Origin of the sequence: Streptomyces sp. KL109B (genome assembly GCF_030766935.1) — a bacterium.
Lineage (GTDB): Bacteria > Actinomycetota > Actinomycetes > Streptomycetales > Streptomycetaceae > Streptomyces.
Map to the genome: position 1 here is coordinate 37,486 of NZ_JASERL010000017.1, position 17,305 is coordinate 54,790.

General features: G+C 71.9%; 18 protein-coding genes. 5 read left to right on the top strand and 13 right to left on the bottom strand.

The genetic code is table 11. The features are described 5' to 3' along the window. Positions 1-56: 56 nt before the first annotated feature. Positions 57-632: a DedA family protein gene (locus RBJ65_RS38640; protein WP_306323196.1), complete on the top strand. Its 576-nt coding sequence runs from the start codon at positions 57-59 to the stop codon at positions 630-632. Here RBJ65_RS38640 and RBJ65_RS38645 read toward each other — a convergent pair. After that, entirely contained in the window at positions 607-1,389 is a 783-nt protein-coding gene (locus RBJ65_RS38645; protein WP_306323195.1) for an alpha/beta fold hydrolase, read from the bottom strand. The genes RBJ65_RS38640 and RBJ65_RS38645 overlap by 26 nt on opposite strands. A gap of 69 nt (positions 1,390-1,458) precedes the next feature. On the opposite strand from RBJ65_RS38645, the gene RBJ65_RS38650 reads away from it, so the two are divergent. Further along, positions 1,459-1,905: a MarR family winged helix-turn-helix transcriptional regulator gene (locus RBJ65_RS38650; RefSeq protein ID WP_306323194.1), complete on the top strand. Its 447-nt coding sequence runs from the start codon at positions 1,459-1,461 to the stop codon at positions 1,903-1,905. Between the two features lie 32 nt (positions 1,906-1,937). Here RBJ65_RS38650 and RBJ65_RS38655 read toward each other — a convergent pair whose 3' ends face one another. Then, a complete protein-coding gene (locus RBJ65_RS38655; protein ID WP_306323193.1) occupies positions 1,938-2,717 on the bottom strand; it encodes an ABC transporter permease in 780 nt (259 codons plus the stop codon). A 145-nt stretch (positions 2,718-2,862) separates the two neighbouring features. Between RBJ65_RS38655 and RBJ65_RS38660 the strand changes: the two genes are divergently transcribed. Together RBJ65_RS38660 and RBJ65_RS38665 are read left to right on the top strand one after the other, a co-directional pair. Further along, positions 2,863-3,948, top strand: a complete 1,086-nt coding sequence (locus RBJ65_RS38660) for an S-(hydroxymethyl)mycothiol dehydrogenase (RefSeq protein WP_306323192.1) — start codon at positions 2,863-2,865, stop codon at positions 3,946-3,948. Further along, entirely contained in the window at positions 3,948-4,595 is a 648-nt protein-coding gene (locus tag RBJ65_RS38665; protein WP_306323191.1) for an MBL fold metallo-hydrolase, read from the top strand. Before RBJ65_RS38660 ends, RBJ65_RS38665 begins: the two co-directional genes overlap by 1 nt. A gap of 64 nt (positions 4,596-4,659) precedes the next feature. Here the strand turns inward: RBJ65_RS38665 and RBJ65_RS38670 are convergent, their stop codons facing one another. The 3 genes from RBJ65_RS38670 to RBJ65_RS38680 form a co-directional block, all read right to left on the bottom strand. Next, positions 4,660-5,067, bottom strand: coding sequence for an ATP-binding protein (locus RBJ65_RS38670; protein WP_306323190.1), 408 nt, complete (start codon positions 5,065-5,067; stop codon positions 4,660-4,662). Between the two features lie 127 nt (positions 5,068-5,194). Then, positions 5,195-5,491 (bottom strand): hypothetical protein, encoded by a 297-nt coding sequence (locus RBJ65_RS38675; RefSeq protein ID WP_306323189.1) that lies wholly within the window; start codon positions 5,489-5,491, stop codon positions 5,195-5,197. Between the two features lie 108 nt (positions 5,492-5,599). Beyond that, positions 5,600-7,162, bottom strand: a complete 1,563-nt coding sequence (locus RBJ65_RS38680) for an FMN-binding glutamate synthase family protein (protein WP_372341436.1) — start codon at positions 7,160-7,162, stop codon at positions 5,600-5,602. A 123-nt stretch (positions 7,163-7,285) separates the two neighbouring features. Here RBJ65_RS38680 and RBJ65_RS38685 point away from each other — a divergent pair, with 123 nt between their 5' ends. Next, positions 7,286-7,981 carry a DUF2470 domain-containing protein gene (locus tag RBJ65_RS38685; protein ID WP_306323187.1) on the top strand — a complete coding sequence of 232 codons (696 nt, stop codon included), beginning with the start codon at positions 7,286-7,288 and terminating at the stop codon, positions 7,979-7,981. Here RBJ65_RS38685 and RBJ65_RS38690 read toward each other — a convergent pair. The 8 genes from RBJ65_RS38690 to RBJ65_RS38725 form a co-directional block, all read right to left on the bottom strand. Further along, positions 7,962-9,023, bottom strand: coding sequence for an acyltransferase family protein (locus tag RBJ65_RS38690; protein ID WP_306323186.1), 1,062 nt, complete (start codon positions 9,021-9,023; stop codon positions 7,962-7,964). The genes RBJ65_RS38685 and RBJ65_RS38690 overlap by 20 nt on opposite strands. Before the next feature lie 217 nt (positions 9,024-9,240). After that, positions 9,241-10,032, bottom strand: a complete 792-nt coding sequence (locus tag RBJ65_RS38695; RefSeq protein WP_306323185.1) for an SDR family NAD(P)-dependent oxidoreductase — start codon at positions 10,030-10,032, stop codon at positions 9,241-9,243. Positions 10,033-10,040: 8 nt separating this feature from the next. Next, on the bottom strand, positions 10,041-10,712 hold the full coding sequence (locus tag RBJ65_RS38700; RefSeq protein ID WP_306323184.1) for a TetR/AcrR family transcriptional regulator: 672 nt from the start codon (positions 10,710-10,712) through the stop codon (positions 10,041-10,043). 79 nt (positions 10,713-10,791) lie between these two features. Then, positions 10,792-11,832, bottom strand: coding sequence for a PhlD (locus RBJ65_RS38705; protein WP_306323183.1), 1,041 nt, complete (start codon positions 11,830-11,832; stop codon positions 10,792-10,794). A gap of 88 nt (positions 11,833-11,920) precedes the next feature. After that, on the bottom strand, positions 11,921-12,742 hold the full coding sequence (locus tag RBJ65_RS38710) for a helix-turn-helix domain-containing protein (RefSeq protein ID WP_306323182.1): 822 nt from the start codon (positions 12,740-12,742) through the stop codon (positions 11,921-11,923). 432 nt (positions 12,743-13,174) lie between these two features. Then, entirely contained in the window at positions 13,175-14,368 is a 1,194-nt protein-coding gene (locus tag RBJ65_RS38715) for a DUF4032 domain-containing protein (protein WP_306323181.1), read from the bottom strand. Positions 14,369-14,402: 34 nt separating this feature from the next. Then, on the bottom strand, positions 14,403-16,307 hold the full coding sequence (locus RBJ65_RS38720; RefSeq protein WP_306323180.1) for a DUF2264 domain-containing protein: 1,905 nt from the start codon (positions 16,305-16,307) through the stop codon (positions 14,403-14,405). Further along, positions 16,304-17,284 (bottom strand): hydroxyacid dehydrogenase, encoded by a 981-nt coding sequence (locus tag RBJ65_RS38725; protein ID WP_306323229.1) that lies wholly within the window; start codon positions 17,282-17,284, stop codon positions 16,304-16,306. The genes RBJ65_RS38720 and RBJ65_RS38725 overlap by 4 nt, the downstream gene beginning before the upstream one ends. Between the last annotated feature and the right edge of the window lie 21 nt (positions 17,285-17,305).

Genomic DNA, 17,305 nt, shown 5'->3' on the forward strand with positions numbered 1-17,305 from the left:
CCCCAGATACGTCGCCCCCTCTCGTTTTGTTCACTTACCTCCCGTTAGCTGAGGGTATGCCCGACGTCCTGCTCTATGGCCTTCTCGTTCTGTGCGTCATGCCCCCGCTGGTGCCGAATTCATGGCTGCTCATCACCGCCGGGGCCATGGTGGCGGACGGCCGGCTCTCGCCCGCCCTGGTGCTGTTGGTGGTGGCGGGCGCCGCCTGCGCAGGTGACCTGATGGTGTACCGGTGCACGCGCCGGTTCGGCGGGCCGGTGCTGCGGTGGCTGCGGCGGAGTCGGCGGCGGGCCGCGCTGCTCGACTGGGCGGCGCTGCGGGTGCGTCGGCACGGCATCCCGTTCGTCATCGGGATTCGTTTCCTGCCCACCGGGCGATTCGTCGGTGCGGTCGCCGCCGGTCTCGTCGAGTTCAGGCTGAGCCGCTTCCTCTGCGCGTCGGGAATCGCCGAGACGGTGTGGGCCTCGTACTCGCTGGCTGTGGGTGTGCTCGGTGGGATCGCCGCAGGTGGGCCGTTCTTCGGGGCGCTGGCCGGGGTGGCGCTCTCGTGCGCCGTGGCGACGTTGGCGGGCGGCGTGCAGTGGTTCGCGCGGTGGCCCGAAGGTGTCACATCGCGCGCAGGAACGTCGTGAGTGCCTCGTTGAAGGCGGCCGGCTCTTCCATGTTCGGGTAGTGCGCGGAATCGGGAAGGGACATCGAACCGCCGTCGGCGACGCTCTTCGTCAGGCGCTCGGCCATGCCGATGTGGTCCGGTGAGTCGAGGGCGCCGTTGATGGCGCGGACCGGGACCGTGAGTGCGGCGGCCCGGTTCCAGGTGTCGGGCAGCGGGACACTCCAGTCGGGTTCGTCGGCGGTGTGCTTGGACATGGTGCTCCATGTCATCGCGCGCAACCGGTCGACGACTTGGGGGTCGAGATCGTCGAGCGCCCGGTGCGGGCCCGCACCGAAGGCCGTGAACGCCTCGACCGCGGCCGCCACGTCACCCGCGGCCATCGCGGACTGCCACGTGCCCCAGAGCCCGGTGGTCCACGGGTCCGTGAAGTACGGCTCGCTCGTCCCGGCGCCGCTGATGATCACGCCGTCGACCAGCTCCGGGTGCTCAAGGGCGGTGTCGACGGCGAGGCTCGCGCCCATCGAGACGCCCACCAGGACCGCCGGGCCGAGCCCCAAGTGCCGCAGCAGCGCGGCCAGATCGTCGGTGTGCCGGAAGGGCGCCGTGGCGTTGGGTGACTGCCCGTGGCCCCGGGCGTCGGGCGCGATGACGCGATGCTCCGAGGACAGGAAAGGGATCTGGTCGTCCCACATGCGGTGGTCGAGGAAGCCGCCGTGCAGGAGGACGAGCGGGCGGCCGGAACGGGTGCCTTCGTCGAGCCAGAAGAGGTCGGACATGACAACCAGGTTGTCATGTCCTGCGGTCACCGGCAAGGCGAATGACAACCCAGGTGTCATGATGGCGGGGTGAGTGAGAAGAGAGCAGACGTGGCGGAACGCCTCTTCGAGGTCTTCGACCTCGTGGGCCCGCTGTACCGCCGTACGTACGTCAAAGTGGAGCGCGACGTCGCCGCCGAAGGGCTGTCCGTAGGGGTGCGCGCCGTGCTCACCATGCTGTACGGGAGGGGCCCCATGACGGTCCCGCAGATGGGCCGGTTCCAGGCGCTGAGCCGCCAGTTCGTGCAGCGCATGGTCAACGACGCCGCCGCGCTCGGCTACGTGGAGACGGCACCCAACCCCGCCCACAAACGCTCCTCCCTGATCCGGCTGACCGAGGAGGGGCGCACCGTCATCGGCTCCGTGCACGACCGCGAGCGGGACGCCCTGCACGGAATCGCCGGAGACCTCACCGAGGAGGACATCGACACGACCCTGCGCGTCCTGTCCAGCCTGCTCACCGTCATGGACGACTGAGCCTCGCTGTCGTGGACGCCTGAGTCCCGCCGTCATGGACGACTGAGCCGCCCCCGCGCCACCAGCTCCACCGTCGTCGCCACCGCGATCGCCTGTACGGCCATCAGCGCCACCAGCACGAACAGTTGCACCGCACCGGCGTTCACCGGCGACGCCCCGCCCAGCAGCATCCCCACGAACGCCCCGGGCAGCGTCACGAGCCCCACCGTGCGCGTCTGGTCCAGGCCGGGGAGCAGGGCGTCGGACGCGGTGGGGCGGGCGATCTCCAGGCGCGCCTCGTGGGGGAGCAGGCCGAGCGCCAGGCACGCCTCCACCTCGCCCTTGCGCGCCGTCAGTTCGTCGAGGGCGCGGCGCCCCGCGAGCACGGTCGCCGTGAGGGCGCCGCCGATGAGGATGCCGGTCACCGGGATCACGGCGATGCCCCGCAGCGGGAGGAGGCCGCAGGCGATGAGCGCCGCGACGAGCGGCGCCACCGGCGCCACGATCGGCAGCGCCGCCCACACCCAGGTCCGGTTCGACGTGAGACGGCGGCCCGCCGTGCGCGCGGCCACCGCCGACATGAGCAGCAGGAAGGCCAGCAGCGCCGCGCCGTGCCGCACCACCCAGCCGATCACGAGCGACACCACGGCCAGCTGCGCCGCCGCCCGCACCCCCGCGACCGCGATGTCCCGGGCCCGCCGCCGCGAGCCGTCAGGGGAGAGCCGGTACACCGCCGCCACGGCGGCCGCGATCGCCAGCAGGGCGACGAGCGCCGCCGCGAGGGTGCCGCCCACGGGGAGGAGGGTCGCCGCTGCCTGGACTCGAACACGCACGCAAGCAGCGTAGAGCGCCCCGACCTGGGAACCGGTGCTGTTCACTGCTTGATCAGTGAGCGAGGATGGGCGGGTAACGATGCGCGATGACGATGCGTGAAGTTGCCGCGACTGAGAACGCGACTGAGAAAGAGGGCTGACCGTCATGGCACAGCAGGTGCAGGGCGTGATCGCGCGGGCCAAGGGCGCCCCCGTGGAGATGGCGACGATCACGGTGCCGGACCCGGGTCCCGGCGAGGCCGTGGTGAAGATCCAGGCGTGCGGGGTCTGCCACACCGATCTGCACTACCGGGAGGGCGGGATCAACGACGAGTTCCCGTTCCTGCTCGGTCACGAGGCGGCGGGTGTCGTCGAATCGGTGGGGGACGGGGTGAGCGAGGTCGCCCCCGGTGACTTCGTGATCCTCAACTGGCGCGCGGTGTGCGGACAGTGCCGCGCCTGCAAACGAGGACGCCCGCAGTACTGCTTCGACACCCACAACGCGAAGCAGCGGATGACCCTGGCCGACGGCACCGAGCTGTCGCCCGCGCTCGGCATCGGGGCCTTCGCCGAGAAGACCCTCGTCGCCGCCGGGCAGTGCACCAAGGTGGACCCGGCCGCCTCGCCGGCCGCCGCCGGCCTCCTCGGCTGCGGCGTGATGGCCGGGCTCGGCGCCGCGATCAACACCGGGAACGTGGGGCGCGGCGACTCCGTCGCCGTCATCGGCTGCGGCGGCGTGGGCAACGCCTCCGTCGTCGGCGCCCGCCTGGCAGGCGCCGCGAAGATCATCGCCGTGGACATCGACGACAAGAAGCTCGCCACGGCGCGCGAGCTGGGCGCCACCCACACCGTCAACTCCCGCTCCACCGACCCGGTCGAGGCCGTGCGCCAGCTCACCAGCGGCTTCGGCGCCGACGTCGTCATCGACGCGGTGGGCCGCCCGGAGACGTACGAGCAGGCCTTCTACGCGCGCGACCTGGCGGGCACCGTCGTCCTCGTCGGCGTGCCGACGCCGGAGATGAAGCTCGAACTGCCGCTGCTCGACGTGTTCGGGCGCGGCGGCGCGCTCAAGTCGTCCTGGTACGGCGACTGCCTGCCGTCCCGCGACTTCCCGATGCTCGTCGACCTCTACCTCCAGGGCCGCCTCGACCTCGACGCGTTCGTGACCGAGACCATCGCCCTGGACGACGTGGAGAAGGCGTTCGAGCGGATGCACCACGGCGACGTACTGCGTTCGGTGGTGGTGTTCTGATGACCGGGACGACCGCTGACGGGGCCCGCGTCGACCACCTCGTCACCTCCGGCACGTTCTCCCTCGACGGGGGCACGTGGGACGTCGACAACAACGTGTGGATCGTCGGCGACGACCGCGAGGCGATCGTCATCGACGCCGCGCACGACGCCGACGCCATCGCCGAGGCCGTCGGCGAGCGGCGGCTCGTCGCGATCGTGTGCACGCACGCCCACGACGACCACATCGACGCCGCCCCCGCGCTCGCCGAACGCACCGGCGCGCCGATCCTGCTGCACCCCGCCGACACCGAGCTGTGGGCCCGTACGTACCCGGACCGCAAGCCCGACGGTGAGCTCGCCGATGGCCAGCGACTCGTCGTCGCGGGCGTGGAGTTGACGGTGCTGCACACGCCGGGGCACTGCCACGGCGCGGTCAGCCTGTACGCTCCCGCGCTCGGCACCGTGTTCACCGGGGACACCCTCTTCCAGGGCGGCCCCGGCGCCACCGGGCGGACCTTCAGCGACTTCCCGACCATCGTGGAGTCGATCAAGGAGCGGCTGCTCACGCTGTCGGCCGAGACCGTCGTACGCACCGGACACGGCGACAGCACGACGATCGGAGCCGAGGCTCCGCACCTCGACGAGTGGATCGCGCGGGGTCACTGACCCTTCGGTCCGGGGTGGGTCCGACGGCGTTTCGGCCGCGGGGCTCCGCCCCGGACCCCGCTGCTCAATCGCCGCAGGGGCTCAAGTGGGCCAGAACCGTCTTGCCGCCCCTCGGGTCCGCCCGCACGCTCCAGCGGCGGGCGAGTGCCTGCACCAGGGTGATGCCCCGGCCCGACTCGGCCGTCCGGGAATCCGGCTTCAGGTGGGGGACCCCCGGCGCGTCGTCGTGCACGGCCACGGTCAGCTCGCCGGAGTCCAGGCGCAGGCTCATCCGGCAGTGATGTCCCCGCTCCTTGGTCGCGTTGGCGACCAGCTCGGACGCCACCAGCTCGGCGTCCGGCGCGGTGGCTCCGCCGTGCCCGGCCAGAAACCGTCGGGTCAGCCGCCGGGCCCAGCGGGCGGCGCCCGAGCCCTGCGGCATCAGGAATTCCACGCGCGCGGCACGCCGGTCGGCGTCCCTCGACGCACGCATGACGACCACTCCCTCTCTCGCTTTCCGTACGCGGGTGGTGCCCGGTGACGGTCCCTCTTCCCGCCGCGCCGCGGCGCCACCCACACCTCGTGCACCGAGTGCCCCGCACCGGCGGGTTCAGGCCGTGTCAGCCGCTTTCGGTGGGATGCGGGTGCGCCAGGGTGTCGAGGAAGCGGTCGAGCGCGGGCGAAGAGGCGCCGTCGGCGCAGTGGGAGCGCTCCACCTGCGGTATCGGCAACTTGCCCAGATGTGGTGCACGGGTTTCCAGGGCCCGGGTCAAATGGAGCCGCTCCAGGGCCCGCTCGGCGGCGCAGGAGCGTACGTACTCGATCACGGTGACGCCCAGATGGTCCGCGTGACTGCGGACCGCGGCGTACTCATCGGGCGTGAAGAGCTCCCGCAGGAGCGCGGTACTACCGTCCATGTCGGCATGATGCCGCCCCGCGTCCCGCCGCGCGGGCGGATGGCATATTCACCCCTCGTTAGCGTGGAGTTGGGGTCGTTCGATGGCGCGCGCCCGGGGCGACGCCACTCAGAAGCGGTCGGGATCCGCCGCCGCCCAGTCGGCGGCCCAGGCCGCGGGCGGCTCACCGGTCAACTCGCCGGGCTCCAGCCACTGGTGGAGGTGCGCGTAGGACACCGGCAGGTCCGCCGTGTTGCGCCGCATGAGCTGGTGCGGGCGCAGTTCGCGCGGATCGCTCACCCCCATCGACGCCATGATCTGCGTGGCGCTGCGCACGGTCGCCTGCTGGTAGCGGTGGACGCGCTCGGCCTTGTCGGCGACGTCCAGGGCGCGCACGCGCCGCGGGTCCTGCGTGGTGACGCCGACCGGGCAGGTGTTGGTGTGGCAGCGCTGGGCCTGGATGCAGCCGACCGCGAACATCATGGCGCGCGCCGCGTTCGTGAAGTCGGCGCCCTGGACGAGGCGTTTGACGATGTCGGCGCCGGTGGCGACCTTGCCGCTCGCGCCGATCCGGATGTGCTCGCGCAGGCCAGAGCCGACGAGCGCGTTGTGGACCGTGATCAGGCCTTCGGTGAGCGGGGTGCCGAGGTGGTCGGCGAACTCCAGCGGCGCCGCGCCCGTGCCGCCCTCCGAGCCGTCCACGATCACGAAGTCCGGCGTCACGCCCTCCGCGGCCATCGCCTTGCACACCGCGAGGAACTGCGCGCGCGAACCCACGCACAGCTTGAACCCGACCGGCTTGCCGTGCGTCAGCTCCCGCAACTCGGCGAGAAATCTCACCAGTTGGCGTGGCGTGTCGAACTCGCGATGGTACGGCGGTGACACCACGGTCCGCCCTTCGGGCACGTCCCGTACGCGGGCGATCTCCGCGTTGACCTTGCCGCCCGGCAGTACGCCGCCGATCCCCGGCTTCGCGCCCTGTGACAGCTTCAGGGACACGCACTTGACCCGGTCGTCGGCCGCCTTGTCGGCGAACTCGGCACGGTCGAAGCGGCCGTCGCTCGTGCGGCAGCCGAAGTAGCCGGTGCCGATCTCCCACACCAGGTCGCCGCCGTGCGCGAGGTGGTGGTCGGACAGGCCGCCCTCCCCGGTGTCGTGCGCGAAACCCCCGAGGGCCGCGCCCTTGTTGAGGGCGCGGATCGCGTGGCTGGACAGGGCGCCGAAGCTCATCGCGGACACGTTGAGCAGCGCCATGTCGTACGGCCGGGCGCAGTCGGGGCCGCCGACGCGGACGGTGGGCGGCCGCTCGGGCGGGTCGACCGGGCGCAGTGACGGCACCAGGAACTCGTGCCCGGAGGCGTACACGTCGCGCTCGGTGCCGAACGGCTCCTCGGCCTCCGCCCGCTTCGCCCGCTCGTACACGATGCTGCGTACGTCCCGGTCGTAGGGCCTGCCGTCGTAATTGCGCTCCACGAAGTACTGCTGCATCTCGGGGCGCAGGGACTCCATCAGGAAGCGCAGGTGCCCGGCGATCGGATAGTTGCGCAGGACGGAGTGGCGCGACTGGACGAGATCCCACACGCCGAGCGAGGCGAGGGCGAGGAGCGGGCCCGCGGCCGCCCACCACCACGGTGAGAGCAGCAGCGACAGAGCCACGGTGGCGGCCGACCCGGCGACGGCGACGAGGAACACGACGAATCTGCGCACCCGTCGAGTCAATCGCACACGGAGCCGCGCGTCATTCCGGCGGGCGGGGTGGACCCCCGCCGATGATCTCCGATAAGTTAGGCAAGGCTTACCTAATGGAGGTTCGGGATGGGTGTCCGACAGATCGCTGCCGCCGTGCCCAGCACGGCGGCCCACGCACGCTCCGTGCTCGCCGCCGCATGGACCTGCGGCGTCACCACCGATGTGGGGCAGGACGACCTCGTCGGCGCGCACCGCGTCGCCGACGACGGCAGCGTGCGCATCACGCCGCCGGACGACAGTGTGCTGGCCGCCGCCGTGCTCTGCTCACCGCACGGACGGCCCACCGCACTCCTGGAGTTCGCCGACGCGGCGCCCGTCCCCGTGCGCGACCGGGTGCGCGCGCGGGTGTGGCTGTCGGGTGAACTGGTCCCGGAGGGCGAGGAGTTGGTGCTGCGTGCCGAACGCGCGGTCGTGCAGAGCCGCGGCGAGCGCGTCGGCGTCGACCTCGACGAACTCGCCGCCACCGCCCCTGACCCGCTGGCGCTCGCCGAACCCCGCCTGCTCACCCATCTCGCCGACGCCCACCCGGAGGCCGTCGAGCAGCTCACCCGGCTCATCACGCCCGACAGCCTGCACGGCGTCGTCCGCGTGCAGCCGCTGGCAGTCGACCGGCACGGTCTGACGCTGCGTCTGGAACGGGCGCGCGGACAGGCCGACGTGCGCCTCGCGTTCCACCGGCCGGCCGACGACCTCGGCTCGCTCACCGAGCGCATGCACTGCCTGCTCGCCTCGGCGCAGTCCGTCAGCCGCCGCCGGCGCTGACCTTCTCGCGGGCCGCCGACTGCTCGGGCAGCGACTGCCGCCCGCTCGGCGGTCGCCGGAACGCCCAGTCCATGCGGGGCTCCACGACGTACCGGAACACGCGGCGCACCGGCTCCGTGCACAGCACCGTGATGAGCGCGATCGCCGCCGCCGTCACGGCCAGTTCGCCGAGCGGGGTGTGCAGCCACGGGTGGTCGTACCACTGCCCGAACCGGGAGGCCTTGATGACGAAACCGTGCAGCAGGTACGCGTAGATCGTCCCCGTCCCGAGCACCGTGAACCACAGCCTGCGACCCGGCACCCACGCCAGGAAGCAGGCGGTCAGCACGAGCGCGAGGACGAACAGGGCGGGCGTCGCGAACAGGCCCGCCCACGCGGGCACGCCCCGCCCCACCACGCTGCCCCGGTGGAAGAACCAGCCCGCGTCGAACCACGGCGCCGCCCAGTACGCCGCGACCAGGGTCACGAACGCCACCGGCAGCGCCGCCCACCGCACCCGCCACGTCCGCAGCCGCGAGAAGTGCTCGGGCCGCAGCACCAGGCCCACCACGAAGAACGGCAGGAACTGCAGGACCCGTTGGAGCGCCAGGTCGCCGCCGGTGTCCGGGGACATCGACACGGCGGTGGCCACGACGAGCGAGATCAGCACGGGGTGGCGCAGTTGCAGCCACAGCGGCGTGGTGAGCCGCCAGATGAAGAGGGCCACCAGGAACCACATCAGATACCACGGGTCCAACAGGCTGATCGGATAGCCCGGATCGTCCTGCGCCCAGCGGTAGAACAGCGTGTACGCCACCTCGAAGACGACGTACGGCACGACGACGCCGGTCACCAGGCGCTTCAGCCGCTTCGGCGCCATGTCGAAACTGCGCGAGAAGTACCCCGAGACCAGCGCGAACGCCGGCATGTGGAAGGCGTAGACGGTCAGATACACCGCCGTCACCGCGCGCGAGCCGTACGTCAGTGGTTCCCACGCGTGGCCACAGGCCACGAGGACGATCGTCAGGAACTTGACGTTGTCGAAGTACGATTCGCGCGCCATAGGCCGTTGGTTGAGCGATGCCATCGCGTGGTGTGTGCCCCTCGTCGAAAGACGGTCCAAGCCCCCGCCTGTACCCGTCGCCGACCGTTCCATGACTTGAGGCGTGAAACAAGGGTCTTTTGGGGCAGTAGAGGCATTCTTTGGTCACGAGGCACACGAAAGGGGCCCTCGGCGACGGTGGGGGAACCGTCGCCGAGGGCCCGTCCGGGGCGGTGGATCAGACCGCGGTGTACGCGCCGTCCACCAGGTGGTAGCTGCCGGCGACGAACGATGCGCGGTCCGACAGCAGGAACGCGATCAGTTCGGCGACCTCTTCGGCGTGACCGAGGCGGCCCGCCGGGTGCAGCGCGACGAGACCGTCGTGGGCGGCCTTGTCCATCTCCTTGAGCAGCGGCGTCTCGATGAAGCCAGGGCCGACCGCGTTGACGCGAATGCCCTTGGCCGCGTACTCGGCGGCCGCCGTCTTCGTCAGTCCTACGACGCCGTGCTTCGCGGCGACGTACGCGGGCGATCCCGCGAAGCCGACCGAGCCGAGGATCGAGGCGACGTTCACGATGGCGCCGCCCTTGCCCGCGGCCTGCATCGCGGGGAGTTCGTAGCGCATCGAGTAGAAGACGCCGTCGAGGTTCGTGCGCACGACGCGGTTGTAGACGTCGATGTCGTACTCGCCGGTGGGCGCGCTCGCGCCGCCGATACCGGCGTTGTTCACGGCCAGGTCGAGCCCGCCGAACGTGTCGACGGCGAAGCCGACGGCCGCCTCCACGGAGGCCGGGTCGGTCACGTCGACGGCGACGGCGGCGGCCTTCAGGCCCTCCGACTTCAGCGTCTCGGCGGCCTCCTTGGCGCCCTGCTCGTTGTAGTCCGCGATGACGACGCTCGCGCCGCCTCGGCCGAGGCGGCGGGCGGTGGCCAGGCCGATGCCGGAGGCGGCGCCGGTGACGAGGGCGGTCTTCCCCGCGAACTCGGCGGCGTAGTCGGGAAGTTGGGCGGTGGTGGGGGTGGTGCTCATGGTGCGGTTCACTTTCTGGTGGCGTCTTCGGGGGCTGCCGCGCGGGCGGCCTCCGCTATGAGGGCGTCGTAGGCCCGCGCGACCAGATCGGCGAGGTCTTCGGCGTCCGTGCTGTCCGCGCCGCGCGCCCAGGTGCGCAGCGCGGCGGTCAGCACTCCGGCGGCGGCGCCGACGACGACCTCGGGACGCGGGTCCCTGGTCGGGTCGGTGCCGAGCCGGTCGGCGATGATCGTTACGGATTCGTCCTGGGCGTCCACCCGGATCCGTTCGTACGCGGCGAACAGGGCGGGCTCCGCGTCGACGACGGCGTACAGCTCGCGCAGCCGCGGACGGTGGTGCCAGGCGGGGGTGGACCGGTCGGAGAGGTAGTCCGCGACCGCGCCCCGGTAGGCGAGCAGTGGGGGCTCGTCGGCGGGGCGGGCGCGCAGCGCCGCGTTGATGCCGGCGCCGTCGGCGCGGGTGAAGTCGAGGGCCGCGTCCTCCTTGCCGGAGAAGTGCCGGCTGAAGGTGCGGCGCGTGACGTCGGCGCGTTCGGCGATCGCCTCGACGGTGACGTCCGCGAGCCCGCGTTCCAGGACCAGCTCCACGGCGGCCTCCGCGAGCGCCTCGCGCGTCCGCCCGGCCTTGGCCTTGCGGCGGTCGCCGGTGGGCGGGGTGGTGGTCGCGTCGTTCGCCTTCATGCCTTCGAGGGTACACCTTCATGTCCCGATGGGACATATGTCCCGTTGAGACATTTCTGCGGGGTCCTGGGGAGTGGCGTCAGGCGTGCCAGTGCCCGTGCAGGGCGGCGGTGGTGAAGCCGGGCCCGTAGGCGACCATCGTGCCGCGGGCGCCTGCGGCGGGCGGTTCGTGGTGGGTGCGTTCCAGGACGCGCAGGACGCTCGGCGCCCCGAGGTTGCCCTCGTCGGCCAGCGTGTCCGTGGAGTGCCGTGCGGCTTCGGCCCCCAGGTCGAGCGCCGCCGCCGTGTCGGTGATGATGCGCGTGCTGCCGGGGTGGATCACGGGGAAGTCGGTTCTGCGGCCGTCCAGCCAGCCGACGAGCGCGGGCAGTACGTCGTCGGCCGCCGTCAGAGCCGCCTTGGTCGAGTCGAAGTGGAAGCCGTCCGGTGCGACCCGGCCGCTGTAACGGTCGACGCTGTCCGGGAGCACGTACTCGAAGCTCTCCTCGACGGCCATGCCAGGGCCCCGGGGCCGGGCCGTGACGATCGCCGCGGCGGCCGCGTCGCCGAAGAGCGCCTTGTAGATCATCGACTGGATGGTGGTGTCGCTGTGCTGATAGACGCCGGAGATGGCCTCCGCCGCGACCACGAGCACGGTGTCGTCCGGCCGGGCCGCCACCAGGTCCGCGGCGCGGATCAGGGCCTGCGTGCCACCGGCGCACGCCAGGGTGGTGAGGGCGATGCGCCGGGTGGTCGGCGGGAGCCCGAGCCGGTTCATGAGGTGGATGTCGAGGTTCGGGACGGACCAGCCGGTCGAATGCGTCGTGATGACGGCGTCGATGTCCCCGGCGGTGAGCCCGCCCGCTTCGAGCGCGGCCGTGGCCGCCTGCTCGGCGAGGTCGAGCGCGTCCAGGAACGTGGTGCGGGACCGTTCCTGCACCCCCGAAGTGCCCGACACCGTCGGCGAGTCGAGCGGCCGGGCGAAGTACCGCGTGCGGACGCCGCAGTTGGCGATGACGCGCAGGATCGCGGCGAGGCGCGGGTGGTCGTGGTGGTGGGAGCGGATGTCCTCGGCGATCTCGGCGGTGCCTATCTTGTGGGCGCCGAAGACGGTCTGGGGCTGTGATATGTAGGCGGGCACGAAGCGACTCCCACTCGGCTGGGTTCGGGCGTGGGGGGTGTCGCTCAACGTACTTCACCGTGCCGAACGGGTCTCCTGTCGCCTCCGTTCAGCTCGCGTGAAGGTAGGGGGCACGCAGATGGGCCCGGCGCGAACCGGGGTGGAAGACGAGGATGATCAGGCGGGCGCCCGGGGCCGTGAGCGGCTGGGCGGCGCAGGTGGTGACCCAGCCCGGACCGTGCTTCGCGTGCAGCAGCGGGCGTTCGTCGCCGTCGGGGTGGACGGACGCGCCGCCGGCCTCGTAGATGGGCGCCGCCTCGGGGTCTGCGAGGATCTCCTTCTCGATCTGCAACAGGGTGTCGTCGTCGGGTCGCGAGGCCAGTGCCGCGCGCAACTGGGGCATGACCAACGGGGCCCACGCCGTGGACCAGTTCGTCAGGGACGTGCGGGCCGCCGCGTCGAGCAGCATCCAGCGCATGGTGTTCGTCGGGACCCGGGAGTCCGGGAACAGCTCGGTGAACGCCGCGTTGCACGCCAGCAGGTCCCACGACGCGTCCGTCACATAGGCCATGTGCGAGATGCCGTCGACCGCCTCCTGCCACACGCCGGGAACCTCCTTGCCTGCGCTGAAGTTCAGCGGCCCCGGAGGGTCCTGCAGCAGCGCGTACCGGCAGAGCAGGATCCACTCCTGCTCGTTCAGCCCGAACAGCCGGGCCACGTCCCGCAGCAGCTCCGCCGGAGCGTTGGGGTAGGTGCCCGACTCCAGCCGGTGATAGGTGCCGAGCGTCCGGTGCAGCAGCTGGTCGACCTGGTGCTGGGAGAGTCCGGGGGCGCGGCGCCCCTGTCCCGTCGGCCTGCTGAAGCCATGGGATTCAGGGGCGATGAGGGCGCGCCGTTCACGGAGCAGGGCGCGAAGCGCCTTCTTGTTCATGGTGGGTAATCCCTCGTTGTTCACGCCGAGTTGAGCGAGAGCAGTCTAAATAGTCCTAAGGTCTTTGGTAATAAACATTGCCCGAAGAAAACGATCAGACGGTGCGTCATGATGAGCGGAGTTGGGTTGCCCACCTGCTGGTTTCTTCGGTCATGAGCGAGTGAGCACGGCCGCGCGGCACCTGTGCCGGGCCGCTCGAAAATGGCCGAAATTTCCCGCTGGAGGTAACCCACGCACCTCCGGGGCCGTTCACGTGAGTGCGAGTGGGGCCGGGCCACCAATTGCGATCGATGTGGCCGGAAAATGCGTTGCGAGACGCAAACGCCCACGCTCGTCCGGGCGGCCGACGGAGGTCACTGGCTGCGGTCGGTGCCGTCACTCGCCATCACGTAGCGGCCACGGTACCGACCGCGCCCGGTCCTCACGGCCGTGTCACCCACCGGCCCTGTGCACCGCGCGCACATAGTCCTCCGCCGCCGCGTCGAGACCGATGTCGTGCTGGGCGCGCTCCGACAAGTACCAGCGGTGTTCCAGGAGTTGGTGGTACAGCTCGGCCGGATCCATGGCGCTGGGAACGCGGTCGCGGACGGCGCGCACCGTGGGGCGGAACACGTCACGGACCCAGCGGTGGGCGAGCACTTCCGGCCGCGCGTCGGTGGCGTCCTCCTGCGTCGCCATCCAGCTCTCCAGGTCGCCGAGCAGCCGCCGCGCCTGGTTCTCCTCGGCGTCCATTCCGGTCAGCCGCAGCAGCTGACGCTGGTGGTGCCCCGCGTCGACGACCTTCGGTACGAAGGTGACGGTGTCGCCGTGCGGGGAGCGCGATATCTGCATCTCGGCCACGTCGAAACCCAGGTCGTTCAGGCGGCGGATGCGGCGCTCCATGTAGTGGTGCTTGCCCGCCGGATACACGGACGTGCGGGTGAGCTCGCTCCACAGGTCCGAATAGCGCGACACGATCTCCGTGCCGAACTCGATCGGGTCGATGGAGGGGTGCAGCGCGCCCGAGGCCTCCAGGTCGAGCATCTCGCCCGCGATGTTCACGCGCGCGAGATCGATGTCGTACTCGCGCTGCCCGTCGCTCAGCCGCGGATGCAGCTCGCCGGTCTCGGCGTCCACGAGATACGCGGCGTACGCGCCCGCGTCCCTGCGGAAGAGGGTGTTGGACAGCGAGCAGTCGCCCCACGCGAAACCGCTCAGGTGCAGGCGGACGAGGAGCACCGCGAGCGCGTCCATCAGACGGTGCACGGTCGTCGGCCGCAGCGTCGTCTCGAACATGGAGCGGTAGGGCTGAGAGCCGCCCAGGTGGCGGGTGATGAGGACGGGTTCGAGGGGCGTGCCGTCCGGCTGCTCGCGGCCCGTCACCACGGCCAGCGGGTCCACCGCCGGGATGCCCAGGCGGTCGAGCGTGCGCAGCAGTTCGTACTCGCGCAGCGCCGGGCGCTCGGCCAGCTCCTTCACGGCGACGACCTCGTCGCCCGCGCGCGCGTAGCGCACCACGTGCCGCGAGATGCCGCGCGGCAGCGGCACCAGGTACTCCTGCGGCCACTCCTCCAACGGGATGTGCCAGGGGAGGGCGAGCAGGAGCACCGGGTGCTCCGGGTTCGTGGCGCTGATCTCGAGCGGCATGACCAACAGCGTACGGGCGCCCTGTGACAACGCCTCAGTGGTGCCGGACGGCCACCGGGTCGAAGGCGACGACCGTCCGGGCGCCGTCGGCCCACGTGACGGTCAACTCACTGTCCATGTAGGTCACTTCGGACACCGCGTCGGCGAGCGGCTGCGACTCGCCGGCCGTCAGTGACGCCAGCGCCGCGAACACCGCTGTGCCCGTCACGTCCGCCGCGAGCCTCGGCACCCGCACCCACGCCTCGTACGCCGTGCCCTCGGGCGCCCGCGCCTCGTCCCGGTCCTCCCAGCCGCGCAGCCCGACGAGGTCCGAGCGCAGGGCGTCCGTCGCCCACCCGGTCAGCGTCACGCGCGCTCCGTGCGGGGCGCCGACGACCCGGTGCACCCGCAGTTCGTACGCGCCCCGGGCCACGGTCACGCTCTCGACGCGCAGGCCCGGCACCATCGGCGGGCCCGACGTGAAGGCCGGCCGGTGCCAGGAGGCGGCCCAGCCCCAGCTGTCGCCGTGGCCCGCGCCCAGCGGATGGATGCGGCGGCGCACGCTGCCCGCGCCACCGACCTCGACCGACAGGTGGTTGTCCGCCGGGTTGGTGGGCGAGGTGGGTCCGGTGTGCGTGGAATAGGCGTGGCGGCTGTAGTGCGCGTCCACCCCTGACGCCGACTCGCCCACGTGCGGGCCGACATGGTCGCTGCCGTGGTTGTGCAGCCGCACGATCCCGTCCGCTTCAGTGGACTGCACCAGCAGGCCCGGCGCGGGCAGCGCGAGCACCCGGTCGGGGCCCTCGCTCGGCGCCGGTTCCTCGGTCGCCGTCCACAGCGGGTCGTCCTCGCCCGCGAGCAGCGCCACGAAGCCCTTCGACGCCCAGTACGGGGACGCGGGGCCCGAGTAGTGCTGGAGCGTCGCGTCGTGCGGGCCGTACCAGCCGAGGCCGAGCAGGCCCTCGTCCGTGACCGCGCCCCGGTCGAGGAAGTGCCGCAGGTTGCCGCTGATGAGGCGGCGCGACGTGCCGGGGGACAGGGGAGTGTGGCCGGTGACCGCGCCGATGCCGACGGCCGCCGACGCCGCGAACCGGTAGGTGAGCGAACGCCCGTAGTGCATCGGCGCCCCATCGCCCCCGAAGAACAGGGAGTAGCCCTCCAGGTGTTCACGCAGGCGCCCGCCGAAGCGCTCGGAGAGCGCGGTGTCGCCGGTCAGGTGCGCGTGCAGCAGCGGATACAGGTGCAGCGCCCACCCGTTGTAGTGGTCGAAGGCCCGGCCGTCGCCGTCCCGGTACCAGCCGTCGCCCTCGTACCAGGTCTCCATCAGGTCGAGGGCCCGCTGGATCGCCCGGTCCGTCGCCGCGTCGGAGCGGCCGACCGACTCCAGGAACGACGCCACCATGAACGGGAAGAGGTACCAGTTGTTCGGGGCCGGCGTGTGCGTGATCGCGCCGCGCAGCCACTTCTCCGCCCGGTCCTGTACGTCGCCGTCGAGGCGGTCCCACAGCCACGGCCGGGTCAGCGACAGGCCGAGCGCCACCGAAGCCGACTCCACCATCGGCTGGCCCTGTACGTGGTGGTCGAGGATCAGCGGCCAGGACTCGGCGTCGTCGAGGCCCGGCGTGCGGGTGCCCGCGGCGATCCCGCGCGCGTACCGGTCCAGCCAGCCGTGCGGGTCCTTGCCGCCGGCGCCCGCGACCCGGAACCCGGCCGCGAGGAACGTACGGGCGTAGCCTTCGAGGCCGTCCGAGCGGACACCGGAACCGGAGGGGCGGCCCGGCAGGTCGAGCAGGGCGCCCTCGGGGGTGGCCCAGCGCCAGGCGGCGCCGAGCAGCCCGTCGGCGACGGCCTCCCAGTGCGCGCGGGTGTAGCCGGTGTGCGGGCTCAGCGCGCGGTCCTCCGCGGGCAGTTGGAACGGGGTGGTGTTCGACCGGGTGCTGTTCAACGGGGCGGTGCTCATGCGAGGAACGCCAGCCTTTCGCGTCGTACGGGATGGGCGAAGCCGTCGCCCGCGGCCCAGCGCGCCAGTTCGCCGACCGCGGTGTCGGCGAGGCGCTGCCACTCGCTGCCCTGGGCGCCGGCCAGATGGGGCGTGATCAGCGCGTTCGGGCAGTCCCACAGCGGGTGCTCCGGGGGCAGCACCTCCGGGTCCGTCACGTCGAGCACCGCACGGATCCGGCCCGCGCGGACGACGTCGGTGAGGGCGTCCTGGTCGAGGACGGCGCCGCGCGCGGTGTTGATGAGCGCGGCGCCTGGCCGCATCGAGTTCAGCAGCTCCCGGCTCACCAGGCCGCGCGTGGCGGGCAGCAGCGGAGTGTGGACGCTCAACAGCTCGCTGCGCGTGAACAGTTCGGGCAGCGAGACCTGTTCCACGCCGAGTTCGGCGGCGTCCTCTTCGGAGACGTACGGGTCGTGCAGCAGCACCTCGAAGTCGAACGGTCGCAGGAGCTCGATGACCCTGCGGCCGATCAGCGAGGCGGACAGGATGCCCACCGTGCGGCCGTAGTTGCCGACCTCACGGGAGGTGAGCAGCCAGTCGCCGCGTTCGCGCGTGCGGTGGAAGTCGCGGGCCGATTCCAGGACGCGTTTTCCGTGCAGCAGGATCATCGCGAGGGTGTACTCGGCGACCGGCAGCGCGTTCGCCGCGGCGGCCGAGGACACCTCGATGCCGCGCTCCCAGCAGGCGTCGGTGACATGCCCGCGCACCGAACCGGCCGAGTGCACCACGGCCTTGAGGCGTGGCGCCGCCGCGAGCGCGTCCGCGTCGAGCGGCGGGCAGCCCCAGCCCGTGACGAGGACATCGACGTCGGCGAGCACCTCCTTGGCCCGCACCGTCGTCAGATCGTCGAGCACGGGCAGCGGCGCGAGGTCGCAGACCTCCGTGAGCGCGGCCATGGACCGGGGCGCGAAGACGGCCGCCGCGGCCTGGGGGGACATGGCCAGCGCCACGCGGGGCTT

Excerpts from the sequence above, each read along its gene's own strand:
- RBJ65_RS38640 (WP_306323196.1), top strand. The coding sequence starts at position 57 with ATGCCCGACGTCCTGCTCTATGGCCTTCTCGTTCTGTGCGTCATGCCC.
- RBJ65_RS38645 (WP_306323195.1), bottom strand. The coding sequence starts at position 1,389 with ATGTCCGACCTCTTCTGGCTCGACGAAGGCACCCGTTCCGGCCGCCCG.
- RBJ65_RS38660 (WP_306323192.1), top strand. The coding sequence starts at position 2,863 with ATGGCACAGCAGGTGCAGGGCGTGATCGCGCGGGCCAAGGGCGCCCCC.
- RBJ65_RS38665 (WP_306323191.1), top strand. The coding sequence starts at position 3,948 with ATGACCGGGACGACCGCTGACGGGGCCCGCGTCGACCACCTCGTCACC.
- RBJ65_RS38670 (WP_306323190.1), bottom strand. The coding sequence starts at position 5,067 with ATGCGTGCGTCGAGGGACGCCGACCGGCGTGCCGCGCGCGTGGAATTC.
- RBJ65_RS38675 (WP_306323189.1), bottom strand. The coding sequence starts at position 5,491 with ATGGACGGTAGTACCGCGCTCCTGCGGGAGCTCTTCACGCCCGATGAG.
- RBJ65_RS38685 (WP_306323187.1), top strand. The coding sequence starts at position 7,286 with ATGGGTGTCCGACAGATCGCTGCCGCCGTGCCCAGCACGGCGGCCCAC.
- RBJ65_RS38690 (WP_306323186.1), bottom strand. The coding sequence starts at position 9,023 with ATGGCGCGCGAATCGTACTTCGACAACGTCAAGTTCCTGACGATCGTC.
- RBJ65_RS38695 (WP_306323185.1), bottom strand. The coding sequence starts at position 10,032 with ATGAGCACCACCCCCACCACCGCCCAACTTCCCGACTACGCCGCCGAG.
- RBJ65_RS38700 (WP_306323184.1), bottom strand. The coding sequence starts at position 10,712 with ATGAAGGCGAACGACGCGACCACCACCCCGCCCACCGGCGACCGCCGC.
- RBJ65_RS38710 (WP_306323182.1), bottom strand. The coding sequence starts at position 12,742 with ATGAACAAGAAGGCGCTTCGCGCCCTGCTCCGTGAACGGCGCGCCCTC.
- RBJ65_RS38715 (WP_306323181.1), bottom strand. The coding sequence starts at position 14,368 with ATGCCGCTCGAGATCAGCGCCACGAACCCGGAGCACCCGGTGCTCCTG.
- RBJ65_RS38720 (WP_306323180.1), bottom strand. The coding sequence starts at position 16,307 with ATGAGCACCGCCCCGTTGAACAGCACCCGGTCGAACACCACCCCGTTC.
- RBJ65_RS38725 (WP_306323229.1), bottom strand. The coding sequence starts at position 17,284 with ATGTCCCCCCAGGCCGCGGCGGCCGTCTTCGCGCCCCGGTCCATGGCC.